The organism is Streptomyces sp. NPDC058051, from assembly GCF_042885475.1.
GTDB lineage: Bacteria > Actinomycetota > Actinomycetes > Streptomycetales > Streptomycetaceae > Streptomyces.
Map to the genome: position 1 here is coordinate 70,790 of NZ_JBHVRW010000026.1, position 16,693 is coordinate 87,482.

General features: G+C 69.6%; 16 protein-coding genes. 10 read left to right on the plus strand and 6 right to left on the minus strand.

Annotated elements, in window-relative coordinates; translation table 11 throughout:
* Positions 1-220: 220 nt before the first annotated feature.
* From ACFVUT_RS30785 to pstB, 7 genes are all read left to right on the plus strand, one after another.
* On the plus strand, positions 221-2,476 hold the full coding sequence (locus tag ACFVUT_RS30785; protein ID WP_389656590.1) for an RNA degradosome polyphosphate kinase: 2,256 nt from the start codon (positions 221-223) through the stop codon (positions 2,474-2,476).
* Positions 2,463-3,461 (plus strand): CHAD domain-containing protein, encoded by a 999-nt coding sequence (locus ACFVUT_RS30790; RefSeq protein WP_389656593.1) that lies wholly within the window; start codon positions 2,463-2,465, stop codon positions 3,459-3,461. Before ACFVUT_RS30785 ends, ACFVUT_RS30790 begins: the two co-directional genes overlap by 14 nt.
* The gene (locus ACFVUT_RS30795) at positions 3,458-3,916 is read left to right on the plus strand and encodes an NUDIX hydrolase (protein WP_389656596.1); all 459 of its coding nucleotides are present in this window, start codon (positions 3,458-3,460) and stop codon (positions 3,914-3,916) included. The genes ACFVUT_RS30790 and ACFVUT_RS30795 overlap by 4 nt, the downstream gene beginning before the upstream one ends.
* 177 nt (positions 3,917-4,093) lie before the next feature.
* On the plus strand, positions 4,094-5,233 hold the full coding sequence (gene pstS / locus ACFVUT_RS30800) for a phosphate ABC transporter substrate-binding protein PstS (protein WP_389656599.1): 1,140 nt from the start codon (positions 4,094-4,096) through the stop codon (positions 5,231-5,233).
* Between the two features lie 155 nt (positions 5,234-5,388).
* A complete protein-coding gene (gene pstC / locus ACFVUT_RS30805) occupies positions 5,389-6,384 on the plus strand; it encodes a phosphate ABC transporter permease subunit PstC (RefSeq protein WP_389656602.1) in 996 nt (331 codons plus the stop codon).
* Complete coding sequence (pstA, locus tag ACFVUT_RS30810) at positions 6,381-7,460, plus strand: phosphate ABC transporter permease PstA (RefSeq protein ID WP_389656605.1); 1,080 nt, start codon at positions 6,381-6,383, stop codon at positions 7,458-7,460. Before pstC ends, pstA begins: the two co-directional genes overlap by 4 nt.
* A gap of 62 nt (positions 7,461-7,522) precedes the next feature.
* Positions 7,523-8,299: a phosphate ABC transporter ATP-binding protein PstB gene (gene pstB / locus ACFVUT_RS30815; RefSeq protein WP_389656609.1), complete on the plus strand. Its 777-nt coding sequence runs from the start codon at positions 7,523-7,525 to the stop codon at positions 8,297-8,299.
* Positions 8,300-8,605: 306 nt separating this feature from the next.
* Here the strand turns inward: pstB and ACFVUT_RS30820 are convergent, their stop codons facing one another.
* Both ACFVUT_RS30820 and ACFVUT_RS30825 read right to left on the minus strand, forming a co-directional pair.
* Positions 8,606-9,604 carry an anion permease gene (locus ACFVUT_RS30820; RefSeq protein WP_389656612.1) on the minus strand — a complete coding sequence of 333 codons (999 nt, stop codon included), beginning with the start codon at positions 9,602-9,604 and terminating at the stop codon, positions 8,606-8,608.
* A gap of 5 nt (positions 9,605-9,609) precedes the next feature.
* Positions 9,610-10,230: a DUF47 domain-containing protein gene (locus tag ACFVUT_RS30825; RefSeq protein ID WP_388993491.1), complete on the minus strand. Its 621-nt coding sequence runs from the start codon at positions 10,228-10,230 to the stop codon at positions 9,610-9,612.
* Positions 10,231-10,430: 200 nt separating this feature from the next.
* Here ACFVUT_RS30825 and ACFVUT_RS30830 point away from each other — a divergent pair, with 200 nt between their 5' ends.
* On the plus strand, positions 10,431-10,796 hold the full coding sequence (locus ACFVUT_RS30830; protein WP_389656615.1) for a metal-sensitive transcriptional regulator: 366 nt from the start codon (positions 10,431-10,433) through the stop codon (positions 10,794-10,796).
* A gap of 257 nt (positions 10,797-11,053) precedes the next feature.
* Here ACFVUT_RS30830 and ACFVUT_RS30835 read toward each other — a convergent pair whose 3' ends face one another.
* Together ACFVUT_RS30835 and ACFVUT_RS30840 are read right to left on the minus strand one after the other, a co-directional pair.
* A complete protein-coding gene (locus tag ACFVUT_RS30835; protein WP_389656619.1) occupies positions 11,054-11,248 on the minus strand; it encodes a hypothetical protein in 195 nt (64 codons plus the stop codon).
* Between the two features lie 142 nt (positions 11,249-11,390).
* Positions 11,391-12,335 (minus strand): hypothetical protein, encoded by a 945-nt coding sequence (locus ACFVUT_RS30840; protein ID WP_389656622.1) that lies wholly within the window; start codon positions 12,333-12,335, stop codon positions 11,391-11,393.
* Between the two features lie 133 nt (positions 12,336-12,468).
* Here ACFVUT_RS30840 and ACFVUT_RS30845 point away from each other — a divergent pair, with 133 nt between their 5' ends.
* Both ACFVUT_RS30845 and ACFVUT_RS30850 read left to right on the plus strand, forming a co-directional pair.
* Complete coding sequence (locus tag ACFVUT_RS30845; RefSeq protein ID WP_389656625.1) at positions 12,469-12,657, plus strand: hypothetical protein; 189 nt, start codon at positions 12,469-12,471, stop codon at positions 12,655-12,657.
* Positions 12,658-12,717: 60 nt separating this feature from the next.
* On the plus strand, positions 12,718-14,364 hold the full coding sequence (locus ACFVUT_RS30850) for an FAD-binding oxidoreductase (protein WP_389656628.1): 1,647 nt from the start codon (positions 12,718-12,720) through the stop codon (positions 14,362-14,364).
* Positions 14,365-14,525: 161 nt separating this feature from the next.
* Here ACFVUT_RS30850 and ACFVUT_RS30855 read toward each other — a convergent pair whose 3' ends face one another.
* Together ACFVUT_RS30855 and ACFVUT_RS30860 are read right to left on the minus strand one after the other, a co-directional pair.
* On the minus strand, positions 14,526-15,257 hold the full coding sequence (locus ACFVUT_RS30855; protein WP_389656631.1) for a phosphatase PAP2 family protein: 732 nt from the start codon (positions 15,255-15,257) through the stop codon (positions 14,526-14,528).
* A 347-nt stretch (positions 15,258-15,604) separates the two neighbouring features.
* Positions 15,605-16,615 (minus strand): NlpC/P60 family protein, encoded by a 1,011-nt coding sequence (locus ACFVUT_RS30860; RefSeq protein WP_389656634.1) that lies wholly within the window; start codon positions 16,613-16,615, stop codon positions 15,605-15,607.
* Between the last annotated feature and the right edge of the window lie 78 nt (positions 16,616-16,693).

Consider the following 16,693-nt stretch of genomic DNA (forward strand, 5'->3'; position numbering starts at 1 on the left):
CGTATCCGCGCACCCGCACACCGCTTCCTGCATGTCATGTCGCCGTTACCGGCCATTCAGAAGGGCTTGCGACCCTCTCAGGATGCAGCCAGCTGTGCCAACCCCCCGCAACGGGAGAAAACCCGGCGGAGACCGTACGAACCGCGCGAATCGCGGGTTCCCCGCGATCTCCGCACCGTCCGGCGCGCCTCCGGAGCCCCTGACGCGGAACAATGGGGCCATGAGCCAGCAGCCCAGCTCGGATGTCCCGGTCCAGCCCACCGTGCAGCCGTCGGTCGGCTCGCTCGCCGCGCACCGGCCGCACGCCCTCGCCTCGTCCGCGTCCCACGGTGGCGCGCTGTCCACCAGGGCCGACCTCGATCCCGACATCGACGGCGACGTCGACGCGTACGAACCCGATGTCGACGGGGACGAGCTGCCCCACGACCGTTTCCTGGACCGGGAACGCAGTTGGCTCGCCTTCAACGAACGCGTGCTCGAACTGGCCGAGGATCCGGCGACCCCCCTCCTCGAACGGGCTAATTTCCTCGCCATCTTCGCCTCCAACCTGGACGAGTTCTTCATGGTCCGGGTGGCCGGGCTGAAGCGCCGTATCGCCACCGGAGTCGCCACCCGCTCCGCCTCCGGGCTCCAGCCCCGCGATGTCCTCGACCTGATCTGGACCCGGTCGCGCGAACTCATGGCCCGGCACGCCGCCTGCTACCAGCAGGACGTCGCCCCCGCCCTGTCCGACGAGGGGATCCAGCTGATCCGCTGGCCCGAGCTGACCGAGAAGGAGCAGGCCCGCCTGTTCACCTTCTTCCGGCAGCGCGTCTTCCCCGTGCTGACCCCCCTCGCCGTCGACCCGGCGCACCCCTTCCCGTACATCTCGGGGCTCTCGCTCAACCTCGCCGTCGTCGTGCGCAACCCGGTGAGCGGCCACCGCCACTTCGCCCGGGTCAAGGTGCCGCCACTGCTGACCCGCTTCCTGGAGGCGTCGCCCCAGCGGTACGTGCCCATAGAGGACGTCATCGCCGCGCACCTCGAAGAGCTCTTCCCGGGCATGGAAGTCCTCGCCCACCACATGTTCCGGGTCACCAGGAACGAGGACCTGGAGGTCGAGGAGGACGACGCCGAGAACCTCCTCAAGGCCCTGGAGAAGGAGCTCATGCGGCGCCGCTTCGGCCCGCCGGTCCGCCTGGAGGTCGAGGAGTCCATCGACCCGTACGTGCTGGACCTGCTGGTGCGCGAGCTGAAGGTGTCCGACGCCGAGGTCTATCCGCTGCCGGGACCGCTCGACCTCACCGGGCTGTTCGGCATAGCGTCCCTGGACCGGCCCGAGCTGAAGTTCCCCAAGTTCATCGCGGGCACGCACCGCGATCTCGCCGAGGTCGAATCCGCCTCGGCGCCCGACATCTTCGCCGCCCTGCGCGAACGCGACGTGCTGCTGCACCACCCGTACGACTCGTTCTCCACCTCCGTCCAGGCGTTCCTGGAGCAGGCCGCGAGCGACCCCGACGTCCTCGCCATCAAGCAGACCCTGTACCGGACCTCGGGCGACTCACCGATAGTGGACGCCCTCATCGACGCCGCCGAATCCGGCAAGCAGGTCCTCGTACTCGTCGAGATCAAGGCCCGCTTCGACGAACAGGCCAACATCAAGTGGGCCCGCAAGCTGGAGGAGTCCGGCTGCCACGTGGTCTACGGGCTCGTCGGCCTCAAGACCCACTGCAAGCTCTCGCTCGTCGTCCGCCAGGAGGGCGACACGCTGCGACGCTACTCACACGTCGGCACCGGCAACTACCACCCCAAGACCGCCCGGCTGTACGAGGACCTCGGCCTGCTGACCGCCGACCCGCAGGTCGGCGCCGACCTCTCCGACCTCTTCAACCGGCTCTCCGGCTACTCCCGCCGCGAGACCTACCGCCGGCTCCTCGTCGCCCCGAGATCCCTGCGCGACGGCCTGGTCACCCGTATCAACAAAGAGGTCACGCACCAGCGGGCCGGGCGGAGCGCGTACGTCCGCATCAAGGTCAACTCCATGGTCGACGAGGCGGTCATCGACGCCTGCTACCGGGCCGCGATGGCGGGCGTACCGGTGGACATCTGGGTCCGCGGGATCTGCGCCATCCGGCCCGGCGTCCCCGGCCTCTCCGAGAACATCCGGGTCCGCTCGATACTGGGCCGCTTCCTCGAACACTCCCGGGTCTTCTCGTTCGGCAACGGCGGAGAGCCCGAAGTGTGGTTCGGCAGCGCCGACATGATGCACCGCAACCTCGACCGCCGGATCGAAGCCCTGGTCCGGGTCACCGACCCCGCCCACCGCGCCGCGCTCAGCCGGCTCCTGGAGACCGGCATGGCCGACACCACCTCGTCCTGGCACCTCGGTTCCGACGGAAACTGGACCCGGCACGCCACGGACGGGGACGGCCAACCGCTGCGGCACGTACAGGAAATGCTCATTGACGCCCGGAGGCGCCGGCGTGCGACGCCATGATCACCAGACGACGCAGGCGGACCTTACGGCAGGCGCGGTGCTCGCGCCCTACCTGCAACAACAGGCCGCCGAATTCCTGCGCAGCCTTCGTCTGCACCGCGAGAACAGCGCGCCCACGGACGCCGGAACCCACGCCGCGGAGGAAGCAGCCGTCGCCCTGCGCCGCTCCTCCCGCCGGATCAGCGGCACGCTGCACACCTTCCGGGCCGCGCTGGACGCCGCCTGGGCCGAGCAGCTCCGTACCGAACTGGCCTGGCTGTCGGGCACCCTGGCCCGGGAGCACGCCTACGCGACCCGGCTGGACCGGCTCCTCAACGCGCTGCACGCCCTGTCCGGCACCTCGCTGCCCGCCGCCCGCACCGGGTCAGGGCCGGACGCCACCGCTCAGAAGGAGCGCGCCGCCCTCGGCGTCGGCGCGGCCCGCGCCGGTGCGCTGCTCGAACGGCAGCTGACCCTCGCCCGGACCCGCGCCCACTCCGCCGCGCTCCAGGCGCTCGGCTCCTCCCGCTTCCACGCGGTGGCCGACGCCGTCGCCCTGCTCGCCTCCGACGTCCCGCTCTCCGCGGCGGCCACGGCTCCGGCCGAGGAGATGCTGCACGGACCCGCCGACCGGGCCGAACAGCAGCTGCTCTCCGTGGTGGCCGCGCTCCCTTCGGACGAGGCGGCCGAACCGTACAACGAGGCACAGGACGCGCCCTGGCACCGGACCCGACTGCTGCTGCGCCTGCACCGTTACGCCCACGAGGTGGTGCGGGGCGCACCCGATCCGGTCCTGGCCGCGCCGGGGCACGCCCTCGATCTGCACCGGGACGCGGCCGAGGCCGCAGCGGCGGCGGCATCGGCCGCCCGCACGCCCCGGATCGCCCCCGCGACCGCGTACGCCCTGGGGGTGCTCCACGCCGACCAGCGGCACGAGGTGAGGGCGGCGCGCAGCGTGTTCCGGGGGAGCTGGCCGTACGCGACAGCGGGGGTGGTCGCGCCGTGACCGGGCCCGCAGACGGCAGCGAGGGCAGCGACGGCAAGCCCACCGCGAACGGGCCCGTGCTCGCCGCGGGCTGTGTGCTGTGGCGCCGGTCGGAACGCTCCGGCGAGCTGGAGATCTGCCTGGTCCACCGGCCCCGTTACGACGACTGGTCGCATCCCAAGGGCAAGCTGAAGCGCGGCGAGGCCGCGCTGGACGGCGCGCTGCGCGAGGTCCTGGAGGAGACGGGCCGGCGCTGCGTGCCGGGCGCCCCGCTGCCCACCGTCCGGTACACCGTGAACGGGCGTCCCAAAGAGGTCGCCTACTGGGCGGCCGAGGCGACCGGCGGCGCCTTCGTACCGAACGCCGAGGTCGACCGGGTGAGCTGGCTCTCCCCGGCGGCGGCCCGCGCCCGGCTCACCCGGCTCCACGACCGGGACGTACTGGACGCCCTGCTCACCAGCCTGCCGAGCACCTGAGAACCGCACCGTCCGACACGGTTCACCTCCCGTTCACTCTCCCCCGTAAACGCCTTCACCTGTTCTGCCTAACTTCGTCAGTGCACGGTGCGCGGCGAAACGCCGGAGCACCCACCACATCGCACGCCGTCGTAGAACGAAAAGACCTCGGCGGCTCCTGGAAGGAACACCCGAAAAGTGAAGCTTCAGCGCATGAACCGGCTTCGTGCCACCGCGCTCGGTGCCCTCGCCGTCTCCGGCGCCCTGGTCCTCACGGCGTGCGGTTCGGACAACAACAGCGGGGACGGAACCACCGGCGGCAGCGGCGGCAAGACGAGCGCCGCGTCGGACATCGCGTGTGGCGACGCCAAGGGCCAGCTGCTCGCCTCCGGCTCCAGCGCGCAGAAGAACGCCATGGACCTCTGGGTCAAGAACTACATGGCCGGCTGCTCCGGCGTCGAGGTCAACTACAAGTCCTCGTCCTCCGGTGAAGGCATCATCGCCTTCAACCAGGGCACGGTCGGCTTCGCCGGTTCGGACTCCGCGCTGAAGCCCGAAGAGGTCGCCGACTCGAAGAAGATCTGCAAGACCGGCCAGGGCATCAACCTCCCGATGGTCGGCGGCCCGATCGCCATCGGCTTCCACCTGGAAGGTGTCGACAGCCTCACGCTGGACGCCCCCACCCTCGCCAAGATCTTCGACGGCAAGATCAAGAAGTGGAACGACGCGGCGATCGCCAAGCTCAACAGCGGCGCGAAGCTTCCGGACAAGGCCATCCAGGCCTTCCACCGCTCCGAGGACTCCGGCACCACCCAGAACCTCGGCAAGTACCTGGGTGCGGCTGCCCCGAGCGACTGGAAGTACGAGGCCGAGAAGAAGTGGCCGGCCCCCGGCGGCCAGGCCGCGTCCGGCTCGGCCGGTGTCGCCGCGCAGGTGAAGCAGGTCGACGGCGCGATCGGCTACTTCGAACTCAGCTACGCCACCTCGCAGTCGATCCCCACCGTCGACATCAACACCGGCGGCGCCACCCCGGTCAAGGCCAGCTCGGAGAACGCCTCCAAGGCCATCGCCGCCGCCAAGATCAAGGGAACCGGCAAGGACCTGGCGCTCGACCTCGACTACACCACCAAGGCCGACGGTGCCTACCCGATCGTCCTGGTGACGTACGAGGTCGTCTGCGACACCGGCAACAAGGCCGAGACGCTGCCCACGGTCAAGTCCTTCCTGACCTACACCGCCGGTGACGAGGGCCAGAAGCTCCTCAGCGAGGCCGGTTACGCGCCGATCCCGGCCGAGATCAACGCCAAGGTCCGCGAGACCATCGCCTCCCTCTCGTAACCGAGGGACACGAGCACCACCAGTAACACCTTCAGCAACACCCGCAACACCCGGCGGGCCGGTCCGGCGCACCTCTCCGGACCGGCCCGCCACCACCCATCCGGTGCACCGCCGCCAGGGGAGCCCACCGCTCCCCCACACAGACCGGAAAGACCATGGCTTCCACCACACCGATAGACACGCCGCCGGCAGCGCCGGCGGTGCGCAAGCGCGCCAGGCCGAAGACCGGGCGCGCGGGCGACAAGATCTTCCTGGGCCTCTCCAGGGGCTCGGGCATTCTGCTGCTCGTGATCATGGCGTCGATCGCCGTGTTCCTCACCTACCGCGCCGCACTCGCCGTCTCCAAGGACGAAGGCAACTTCCTCACCACCTTCGACTGGAACCCCGCCGGCGACCCGCCGGTCTTCGGCATCGCGGTCCTCCTCTTCGGCACGATCGTCAGCTCGATCATCGCGATGGCCATCGCCGTCCCGGTCGCTGTCGGTATCGCCCTGTTCATCTCGCACTACGCGCCGCGCAAGCTGGCCGCGCCCCTCGCGTACGTCGTCGACCTGCTCGCCGCCGTGCCGAGCATCGTGTACGGCATCTGGGGCGCCCTCTTCCTGGTTCCGTACCTGGAGGGCCTGAACCTCTGGCTCGACCAGTTCTTCGGCTGGACCTACCTCTTCGAGAAGACCGAGGTCGGCGTCGCCCGCTCGCTCTTCACCGTCGGCATCCTGCTCGCGATCATGATCCTGCCGATCGTGACCAGTGTCAGCCGCGAAGTCTTCCTCCAGGTCCCGAAGACGAACGAGGAAGCCGCCCTCGCGCTCGGCGCCACCCGCTGGGAGGTCATCCGCCTCTCGGTGCTCCCCTTCGGCCGGTCCGGCGTGATCTCCGCCTCGATGCTGGGCCTGGGCCGGGCGCTCGGCGAGACGATGGCCGTCGCCACGGTCCTGTCGCCGAGCTTCATCATCTCCGGGCACCTGCTCAACGCCGGTGGCGGAACGTTCGCCCAGAACATCGCCGCGAAGTTCGACGAGGCCGACGCATTCGGGCGCGACGCCCTGATCGCCTCGGGCCTGGTGCTCTTCATCCTCACCCTGCTGGTCAACGGCGCGGCCCGGCTGATCATCGCCCGCCGCAAGGAATACTCGGGGGCCAACGCATGAGCCAGGCAGCCAACACCGGCATACAGGAACGCCCCACCCCGACGGCGCCCGCACGCGGGGCCGGTCTCAGCAGCCGGGCCCTGCCCCGCTGGGCCCCCCTCGGTTTCGCCGCCGTCGCGATCGCCCTGGGCGTAGGCATCGGCGCGGCGGCGGGCTGGCGCAGCCACACCCAGTGGGGACTGTTCTCCGCCCTGCTCTTCGTCGTCATCTCGTACGTCACGACGTCGGTCGTCGAGAACCGGCGCCAGGCCAAGGACCGGCTCGCCACCAGCATCGTCTGGGTGTGCTTCCTGCTGGCCATCGTGCCGCTCGCCTCGCTGCTGTGGACGACGATCAGCCGCGGCGCGGGGCGCCTGGACGGTTACTTCCTGACCCACTCGATGGCCGGAGTGCTCGGCTCCGAGCCGACCGGCGGTGTCTATCACGCACTGATCGGCACGCTGGAGCAGGTCGGCCTCGCCACCCTGATCTCCGCCCCCATCGGCCTGCTGACCGCCGTCTACCTGGTGGAGTACGGCAAGGGCGCGCTGGCCAAGGCCGTGACCTTCTTCGTCGACGTGATGACGGGCATCCCGTCCATCGTCGCCGGTCTCTTCATCCTCTCCATCGTGCTCCTGACGAAGACCGACCCGTCCGGTCTGCTGGGTGCGCTGGCGCTCACGATCCTGATGATCCCGGTCGTGGTCCGCTCCACCGAGGAGATGCTCAAGCTCGTCCCGAACGAGCTCCGCGAGGCATCGCTCGCCCTCGGCGTCCCGAAGTGGCGCACCATCCTGAAGGTGGTCCTCCCGACCGCGATCGGCGGCATCACCACCGGTGTGATGCTCGCGATCGCCCGGATCGCCGGTGAGACCGCGCCGATCATGCTGCTGGTCTTCGGCAGCCAGCTGATCAACACCAACCCGTTCCAAGGCGCGCAGTCCTCGCTCCCCTTCTACATCTGGGAGCAGTACAAGGTCGGCACCGAGCAGTCGTACGACCGCGCCTGGGCCGCCGCTCTGGTCCTGATCGCCTTCGTCATGATCCTCAATCTGGTGGCCCGCGGCATCGCCCGCTGGAAGGCCCCACAGCACTGAATATGCGGCTCCGCCGCGTGGCCGGCCGCTGTCGCGGCCAACAGAAAGAAGCAGTGATTCAGATGGCCAAGCGCATCGACGTCAGCGGTCTGTCCGCCTATTACGGCTCCCACCTCGCCATCGAGGACATCTCGATGACCGTGGAGCCCCGCTCCGTGACCGCCTTCATCGGCCCGTCCGGCTGCGGCAAGTCCACCTTCCTGCGCACCCTCAACCGCATGCACGAAGTCACCCCCGGTGGCCGTGTCGAGGGGAAGGTGCTGCTGGACGACGAGAACCTGTACGGGGCGAGCGTCGACCCGGTCACCGTGCGCCGCACGGTCGGCATGGTCTTCCAGCGCCCCAACCCGTTCCCGACCATGTCGATCTTCGACAACGTCGCGGCGGGCCTCAAGCTCAACGGCTCGTACAAGAAGAGCCAGCTGTCGGAGGTCGTCGAGAAGTCCCTGCGCGGCGCCAACCTCTGGAACGAGGTCAAGGACCGGCTGAACAAGCCCGGCTCCGGTCTCTCCGGCGGCCAGCAGCAGCGTCTGTGCATCGCCCGCGCGATCGCGGTGGAGCCGGACGTGCTGCTGATGGACGAGCCGTGCTCCGCGCTGGACCCGATCTCCACCCTCGCCATCGAGGACCTGATCGGGGAGCTGAAGGAGCGCTTCACGATCGTCATCGTGACGCACAACATGCAGCAGGCGGCCCGTGTCTCGGACCGCACGGCGTTCTTCAACCTCGCCGCTGTCGGCAAGCCCGGCAAGCTCGTGGAGATCGACGAGACGGAACGCATCTTCTCCAACCCGTCCGTACAGGCGACCGAGGACTACATCTCGGGCCGCTTCGGATAGGTCACCCGGCAACGGAGCCGACGTGGGCCGGAGGCGTGGGCGTGACGCCCGGTGGTGAGTTTCCACCGGCGAACCGCCTCGCCCCTCCCCCTCCGGCGGACCGGCCTCGTCCCCACAACGGCCTTGGGGTGCTGCATGGCGGTGCCACCGCAAGGCGAAGGGGCCGCCCCCGCTCCCCGCAGAGGGAGTGGGGGCGGCCCCATATCCGTTGCCTGTTGCCTGTTGCCTGTTGTGCGTACCACCGCGGTCATGCCGGGCGGGAGAACGGAGCCACCACCGGACGACCCCGGTGATCTCACCGCACCGTCACCCGAACAGCAGCACCACGACCCCGTAACTCGCGGCAGCGACCAGTCCCGCGGCCGGCATGGTGATGAACCACCCCAGGATGATGTTCTTGGCGACACCCCAGCGCACCGCGTTCACCCGCTTCGTGGCGCCCACGCCCATGATCGCCGAGGTGATCACATGCGTCGTGGAGATCGGCGCGTGAAACAGGAACGCCGAACCGAACATGATCGACGCGCCCGTCGTCTCCGCCGCGAAGCCCTGCGGCGGATCCAGCTCGATGATCTTCCGGCCGAGCGTCCGCATGATGCGCCAGCCACCGGCGTACGTACCCAGCGAGAGCATCAGCGCGCAGACCAGCTTCACCCAGACCGGGATCGGGTCGCTCGGGCTCTCGATGTCGGCGATGACCAGGGCCATCACGACAATGCCCATCGTCTTCTGCGCGTCCTGCAGACCGTGGCCGAGCGCCATGCCCGCGGCCGAGACCGTCTGGGCGATCCGGAAACCCCGCTTGGCCTTGTGCGGATTGGCCTTACGGAACATCCACATGATCGCGACCATCACCAGATAGCCGACGACCAGACCGATGACCGGCGAGACGAACATCGGGATGACGACCTTGTCCAGCACCCCGTCCCAGTGCACCAGCGTCCCGCCGGCGAGCGCCGCACCGACCATGCCGCCGAACAACGCGTGCGAGGACGAGGACGGCAGCCCGAAGTACCAGGTGATGAGGTTCCAGATGATCGCACCGACGAGCGCGGCGAAGAGGATCCCCATCCCCTTGTCGCCTTCGGGCGTCGCGATCAGGCCCTCACTGACGGTCTTGGCGACACCGCTGCCGAGGAACGCACCGGCGAGGTTCATCACCGCGGCCATCGCCAGCGCCGCGCGTGGTGTGAGCGCACGGGTGGAGACGGACGTGGCGATGGCGTTCGCCGAGTCGTGGAAACCGTTCGTGTAGGTGAAGCCGAGCGCGACGCCGATGGTCACGATCAGCACAAAGGTGTCCACGTGGTTCAGGACTCCTTGACCGCGATGGTCTCCACCGTGTTGGCGACATGCTCGAAGGCGTCGGCCGCCTCTTCCAGTACGTCCACGATCTGCTTCAGCTTCAGCACCTCGATGGCGTCGTACTTGCCGTTGAAGAGGTGGGCGAGCAACTTGCGGTGGATCTGGTCAGCCTGGTTCTCCAGGCGGTTGACCTCGATCCAGTACTCGGTGAGATTGTCCATGGTGCGCAGACCCGGCATCGCCTCGGCGGTCAGCTCGGCCGCCCGGGCCAGCACCTCGATCTGCTGCGCGATGCCCTTGGGGAGTTCCTCGACCTGGTACAGCACGACCAGATCGACGGCCTCCTCCATGAAGTCCATGATGTCGTCGAGCGACGACGCGAGGTTGTAAATGTCCTCACGGTCGAACGGCGTGATGAAAGAGGAGTTCAGCTGGTGGAAGATCGCGTGGGTGGCATCGTCCCCCGCGTGCTCCGCTGCCCGCATGCGCTCCGCGATCTCGACTCGGGAGGCAGAGTCCGCCCCGAGCAATTCCATCAGGAGTTTCGAGCCCGTGACGATGTTGTCCGCAGACGCGGAGAACATGTCATAGAAGCTCGTCTCCCTGGGGGTCAGACGAAAGCGCACGTGGGGTCCTCGGGGTGCTTTGGATTCGGTCAGGCTGATGCTAGGCGCATCATCCGGCCACGGCTAACCGGCATTCTTCAGTGTCGCGCATCGGGCACTGAGATCAGCACGGGCCCCCGGTCACGGTTCGGCAGAATTCGTTAGTATATACCCACCAGGGGTATATAAACGGCAGGGTAATGGGAAAACGGGAGGCAGCAATGACCACCACCGAGGCCGCCGGGACCACCGCCGCCACCGCACAACCGGAACCGGATCCGGTCGTCACCGACCACGACCGGGGCATACACGGCTACCACCACCAGAAGACGGAGCACCTCAAGCGGCTGCGCCGGATCGAGGGCCAGATCCGCGGCCTCCAGCGCATGGTCGACGAGGACGTCTACTGCATCGACATACTCACCCAGGTCTCGGCGTCCACGAAGGCGCTCCAGTCCTTCGCGCTCCAGCTGCTGGAGGAACACCTGCGGCACTGCGTCGCCGACGCGGCGGTCAAGGGCGGCGCGGAGATCGACGCGAAGGTCGAGGAGGCCACGAAGGCCATCGCCCGCCTGCTCCGCACCTGATACGGCGAGACGCCCGGATGCGGGGAGATATCCGGATAAGGGGAGATGTTCGGATGTGGCGGCTGTCCTGATGCCGGACGGGGCCGGGACCTGAGGCCGCCGCGAACCGAGCCTGGCGTGGGCAGAGCCTGGCATGGGGACCGATCCGAGGCCGACGCGAACCGAGCCTGGCGTGGACCGATCCCGATGCGGACCGGACCCGAGGCCGACGGGTATCCGTCGTGGGCGCCGCACCCCGCGCGGGGAAGGGCCCGCGCTCACCCTCGCTGGTCGGCCTGCCTGGGGACGGTGGTCCGGTCGGCGATCACCCCGACGTTCAGCACCTCGTCGATCCGGGCCGCACTGAGCCGGTCCCCGATCGCGGCCGACGCGGCGATCATCAGCTCACCACAGAGCTCGATCTCGGCGAGGGCCACATGGTCGGATACGGTCGGCGTGCTGAGCGTCACCACGTAACTCACCTCTCACTGCCGTCGCCGACTTCCTAGCGTAGGGAGCGGACCACACGCCGCGCATGGCACGGACGGACCATTTCACGCCCGCCGGCATGCCTACGTCCCCGGCCCGGTCCCCTTCCCCGCCTGCGTCCCCGCCTCATCCGTCCGCCGCGCCCGGCTGTCCCTGCCGGATCCGCCCGGTGTAGATGTCCCGGTCGTCCGGCAGCCGCACGGAGACCGGCACTCCGAATCCGGACAGCAGCGTCGTCGACACCACCTCCACGGCCGGACCCCGGTTGGCGAAGGTGAACCGGTGCCGCACCTTGCGCAGCCGGCCCTGTTCATCCAGGTACGCGTCGAACGACACCGTGTCCGTATGGAACCCCTTCGCCGCCGCGGCGAGTGCCCCACGCGATTTCGGCGAGGCATCACGCGCCGCCCGGCCGATCTCCGCGACCCCCCGGTAGTGCCGCACCGCCACTCCGGCGAGATCGGTCTCACCTACATAGGCCACCTGCCGCGCCCCGCGCAGCAGCTCGGCGGCGGCCATCGGATCGGTCGCTCCACCCGTGACCAGATTGCCGTCCTCCAGCGTCGTCGTGTCGATCCTGACCCATTTGTCCTCGGGCACCCCGGCACCGCGGTTCATCATGTAGAGCGCCCCGGGCGCCAGGAGTTCGGTGATGGGGCGGTGCTCGTCCTCGCCCGCGGCGTCCTTGGGCAGCACGACCGTGAGACGGCCCACCTGGGTGCGGAAGTCGTAGATCCCCCGCCCCGTGATCGTCACCCGTGTCCCGCCCGCCGCGGTCTCCATCGACGTACGCACCTGGGCGCTTCCGGCCACCGGCCACGCCCCGGCGCCGTGGGAGCCGGCTCCGGCCACCATTCCGGCCCCGGTCCCCGTCCCGCTCACCGTCTCCGCGAGCACCTCCGCCGCACGGCGGACCACGTCCAGGGAGTCGGCACCGCCCCGTTCATCGGCCATGGCGCTGTCGCCGCCCCTGCCGCCCGAACATCCGGCGGTCACCGCCATCACGCCCACCACGGCCAGGGCGCAGACAGTGCGCGCGCCGCCTCCGGACCTTTGCTGCTGCACCACCATCGCCTGCCAACCCCCAACGACGTACCGCCTGACCGAGCCCCCCATCCGTTCCGCATAACGACGGCCCGTGTCCCCCGTCACGCCGTTTCCGTACGCCACACCGCCGAGTGGCCGTGCCCAGTACCGTGGACGGGTGTATGTCCAACACACCGAAGAGGTACCGCCGACGCCCCCCACCCCCGCGTCCACGGAGCACGAGACCACGACCGTGGAACGCGGCTCGTTCTGCACGGCCCGCTGCGCCTGCGGCTGGTCCGGACCGGCCCGCCGGTCGCGGGACCGCGCCCGCACGGACGCCGCGGAACACCGCGCGGCACCCTGACCCCTCTCACTGATCTCCCCTTTTCCGGCCTGAGCCCGAGCGTCCCGACCCGGAGGTCCGATGAACCAGCCGCCCCTGCCCGCCCGGCGCACCCTTCCCGCCCGGCGCACCCTGCTGACCGCGGGCGCCGCGGCACTCACCGGTGTCACCGCCACCGCCTGTAGCGGTACATCCAGCTCCGGTTCGAGTGCCGGTTCCGGTGCCGGCTCCGGCAGTTCCTCGGCCACGGCGGGCACCACTCCCGCCTCACCGACCTCCTCGGTCACACCGCGGCCCTCCCCCTCCGGACCGGCGGACTGGTCCGCCCTGGCCAAGAGCCTGGACGGCACCCTCGTACGTCCCCAGGACGCGGCCTATCCGACCGCCCGTCAGCTCTACAACACCCGCTTCGACAACCAGAAGCCCGCCGCCGTCGCCTACGTCAGGCACGCGGCGGACATCCGCGAGTGCCTGGCCTTCGCCCGCCGCACCGCCACCCCTGTGTCCATCCGCAGCGGCGGTCATTCCTACGCCGGCTGGTCGAGCGGCGACGGACGCCTCGTCGTCGACGTCTCGTCGCTGTCCCACGTCGGGAAGGACGGCACGATCGGTGCCGGCGCCAAGCTCATCGACGTCTACCAAGGGCTCGCCGGCCACGGCCTGACGATTCCCGGCGGTTCCTGTCCGACCGTCGGCATATCCGGCCTCACCCTCGGCGGCGGCCACGGCGTCGCGTCCCGCGCGTACGGCCTGACCTGCGACAGCCTCACCTCGGCCACCGTCGTCACGGCCGACGGCGCGACCCTCACCGCCGACGCCACGCACCACCCGGACCTGTTCTGGGCGCTGCGGGGCGCGGGCAACGGCACCTTCGGCGTGGTCACCGAGCTGACGTTCCGTACCCGCCCGGCCCCGCAGACCGTCACCGCCTACATGTCCTGGCCGTGGTCGCGCGCCCGGAACGTCCTCACGGCGTGGCAGGAGTGGGGGCCGTCCCAGCCCGACGAGATCTGGTCCTCGGCGCACCTCGACGCGGGCCCGGGCGGCGGCAACCCGACCGTCTCGGTGGCCGCGTTCAGCCTCGGAACGTACGGCGACCTGCAGAACGCGGTCGACCGCCTCGCCGACCGGATCGGCGCCTCGGCCTCCTCCGTCTCACTGCGCCGCCGCAGCTACGAGGAGGCGATGCTCGTGTACGCGGGCTGTTCGGGCATCACGGACGCGCAGTGCCATCTGCCGGGCACGACGCCCGGCCGTACCCCGCAGGGCACACTCCAGCGCGAGACGTACGCCGCCGCGTCCGACTTCTACGACCGTTCCCTGTCTCCGGCGGGCGTGAACGCCCTGCTCGACCGGGCCGAAGCGTTCACCCGGATTCCCGTGACCCAGAGCGGAGGCGGCGGCTCCATCGTGCTCACCGCACTCGGCGGGGCGATCAACCGGGTCTCGCCGCAGGCGACCGCCTTCGTCCACCGCGGCTCACGCGTGCTCGCCCAGTACATCGGCGCCTGGAGCCCCGGCACGACCGGCGTCGCCTCACAGGACTGGCTGAAAAGCACTCACACGGCGATGCGCCGGTACGCGTCGGGAGCGGCGTACCAGAACTACACGGACCCGACGCTGACCGACTGGCGCCAGGCCTACTACGACACGGCGGCCGACCGTCTCAGCCGGCTGAAGAAGCAGTACGACCCCGGCCGCCTCTTCGCCTTCCCTCAGGCTCTCTGATTCCCCGGGCGTCGCTTGCCCCGGCTTCTCGGGGCGTCCCTTGCCTCGGCTACGCGGGCATTTCTTGCCTCTGGCGCCCCTGACGGGCGCTCACCGCAGCACGCGTCGCACCCGCCGCACCCGCCGCACCCGCCGACGATGCCGCGGCCCACCCACGGTTCCTACGCGGCCAGGTCCTTCTCGCCGTCCCCGCCGGCCGTGCCGGGCCGCGGCTCGGGAATCCCGAGCGTCCCGGCCCGCCCGTCGGCCGTGGCCGACGGCACCGGCCTGCGTGACCTTACGAGCCGACCGAGCCGGTCCGAACGGGCGACGGCCGCCGCCAACGGCGTCAGCAGCAGCATCGCCAGCGGGGCGAGCAGCAGCGCGACCGCCGTGCCGAGCGCGAACCCGCCGATGACGTCGGTCGGGTAGTGGACACCCATGTAGATCCGGCAGAACCCTTCCAGCAGAGCCAGGGCGATCGCCGCGATGCCGAATTTCCGGTTGGCCACGAAGAGCCCGACGGCCAGAGCCATCGCCATCGTGGCGTGGTCGCTCACGAAGGAGAAGTCGTTCTTACCCTGCACCAGGACATCGAGCCCCTGGTGGTCCCGGAACGGCCGCGGGCGCTCCACGAAGCCCCGGATCGGAATGTTGATGAGCAGTGCGATCCCGGCGGCGAGCGGAGCCCACACGATCCCGGCGGCCGCCGTCACCGAATCATCGGCCGTGCCGCGCCGGCGCACGCTCCACCAGCACCACAGGACCACCAGGACCATGCCGAGCATGATCCCGTACTCGCCGACGAACTCCATGACCCGGTCGAACCAGGTGGGAGCGGACTTCGCGAGTCCGTTGATGTCGTAGAGCAGGCTGACGTCGGGGTTCGACCCATCCAGTGCGAGTCCAGCCATCTGCTGCGGCCCCTTGCCTTGTCTGCTGCCGCGGGGCACGCCCATGTGCACCGCTATGACGAACCCCCGTGTCGGTTCGATCACTGCGTGGAACGGTCGATCGGTCGTGCGCGGACCGGTACTGCGTGGCTGCTCCGCCCGTCCCGTCCCATCCCGTCCAGGAAGGCTTCTCCGATCAGCGCAGCATGGTCAGTGCCTCACTGTCCGGTCCACCCAGGGAACGACGTGCCCCGTGCGTACGTTCCACTCTCCACCGAATGATCACCATGACGTTATCGAAGAGTGACTCGTCGTCGCAGCTCAGGGCCCAGGCTTCACGGAGAGTTCTGGCCATCGCCGACCCCGCGTCATGCGGACGGGAGGGCGGTCGGAAGGGCCGCGGCCCCTTCCTTGGTCACGCGCGTCGCACCGAAGTAGTCGGGCGTGTCGATCTTGTCGAACCGGATCACGGCACCGGTGTACGGGGCGTTGATCATGTACCCGCCTCCGACGTACAGCCCCACGTGGTGAATGGCCCGCGAGTTGTTCAGATCGTCCGAAAAGAACACCAGGTCACCGGGGAGCAGTTCGTCCCGCGAGGGGTGCGGCCCGGCGTTGTACTGGTCGTTGGCCACTCGGGGCAGTTCGATGTCCACGGTGCGGTACGCGGCCTGGGTCAGTCCGGAGCAGTCGAACCGGCCTCCCTGCGCCGCCGTGCCGTTGCCGCCCCACAGGTACTTCGTACCGAGCTTCTTCTGAGCGAAATAGATCGCCCCGGCCGCCTGCTCCGAGGGCTGAACCCGTCCGACGGGGCGGGCGAAGCTCTTCTCCAGGGACCGGATGATGGTGACGTAGTTCTGCGTCTCCGCGATGTCCGGAACCCCGCCCGCACGGATCACCCGGTACGCGCCGGCGTTGTACGCGGCCAGCATGTTGTCCGTCGGGTCTCCCGGCACCTTCTTCACGTACCCGGCCAGCTCGCAGTCGTACGAGGCGGCGGACGGAATCGCGTCGGCCGGATCCCAGACGTCCCGGTCCCCGTCGTTGTCCCCGTCGATGCCGTGCCCGGCCCAGGTGCCGGGGATGAACTGGGCGATGCCCTGCGCGGCGGCGGGACTCTCGGCCCGGGGGTTCCAGCCGCTCTCCTGGTACAGCTGGGCGGCCAGCAGGGCCGGATTGATGGCGGGACAGAGATTGCCCCACTTCTGCACCAGGGACTGGTACTGCGCGGGCACAGCCCCCTTGGCCAGCCCGACGGCTCCGCCGACGCCGGAACTGACGAGTCCGGCAGCGGCGGAGTACGTACCGACGACGAGCAGCGCCACGAAGCACATGGCCATGCCGACACCGATGCCACCGACCACCCAGAATTTCCGCACCCCTCAACCATCCCCCATCGAAGCCGTGTTCATGGGCGGTTTCGCGGGTGTGTACGAATCATCCGGTTCATCAGGGTC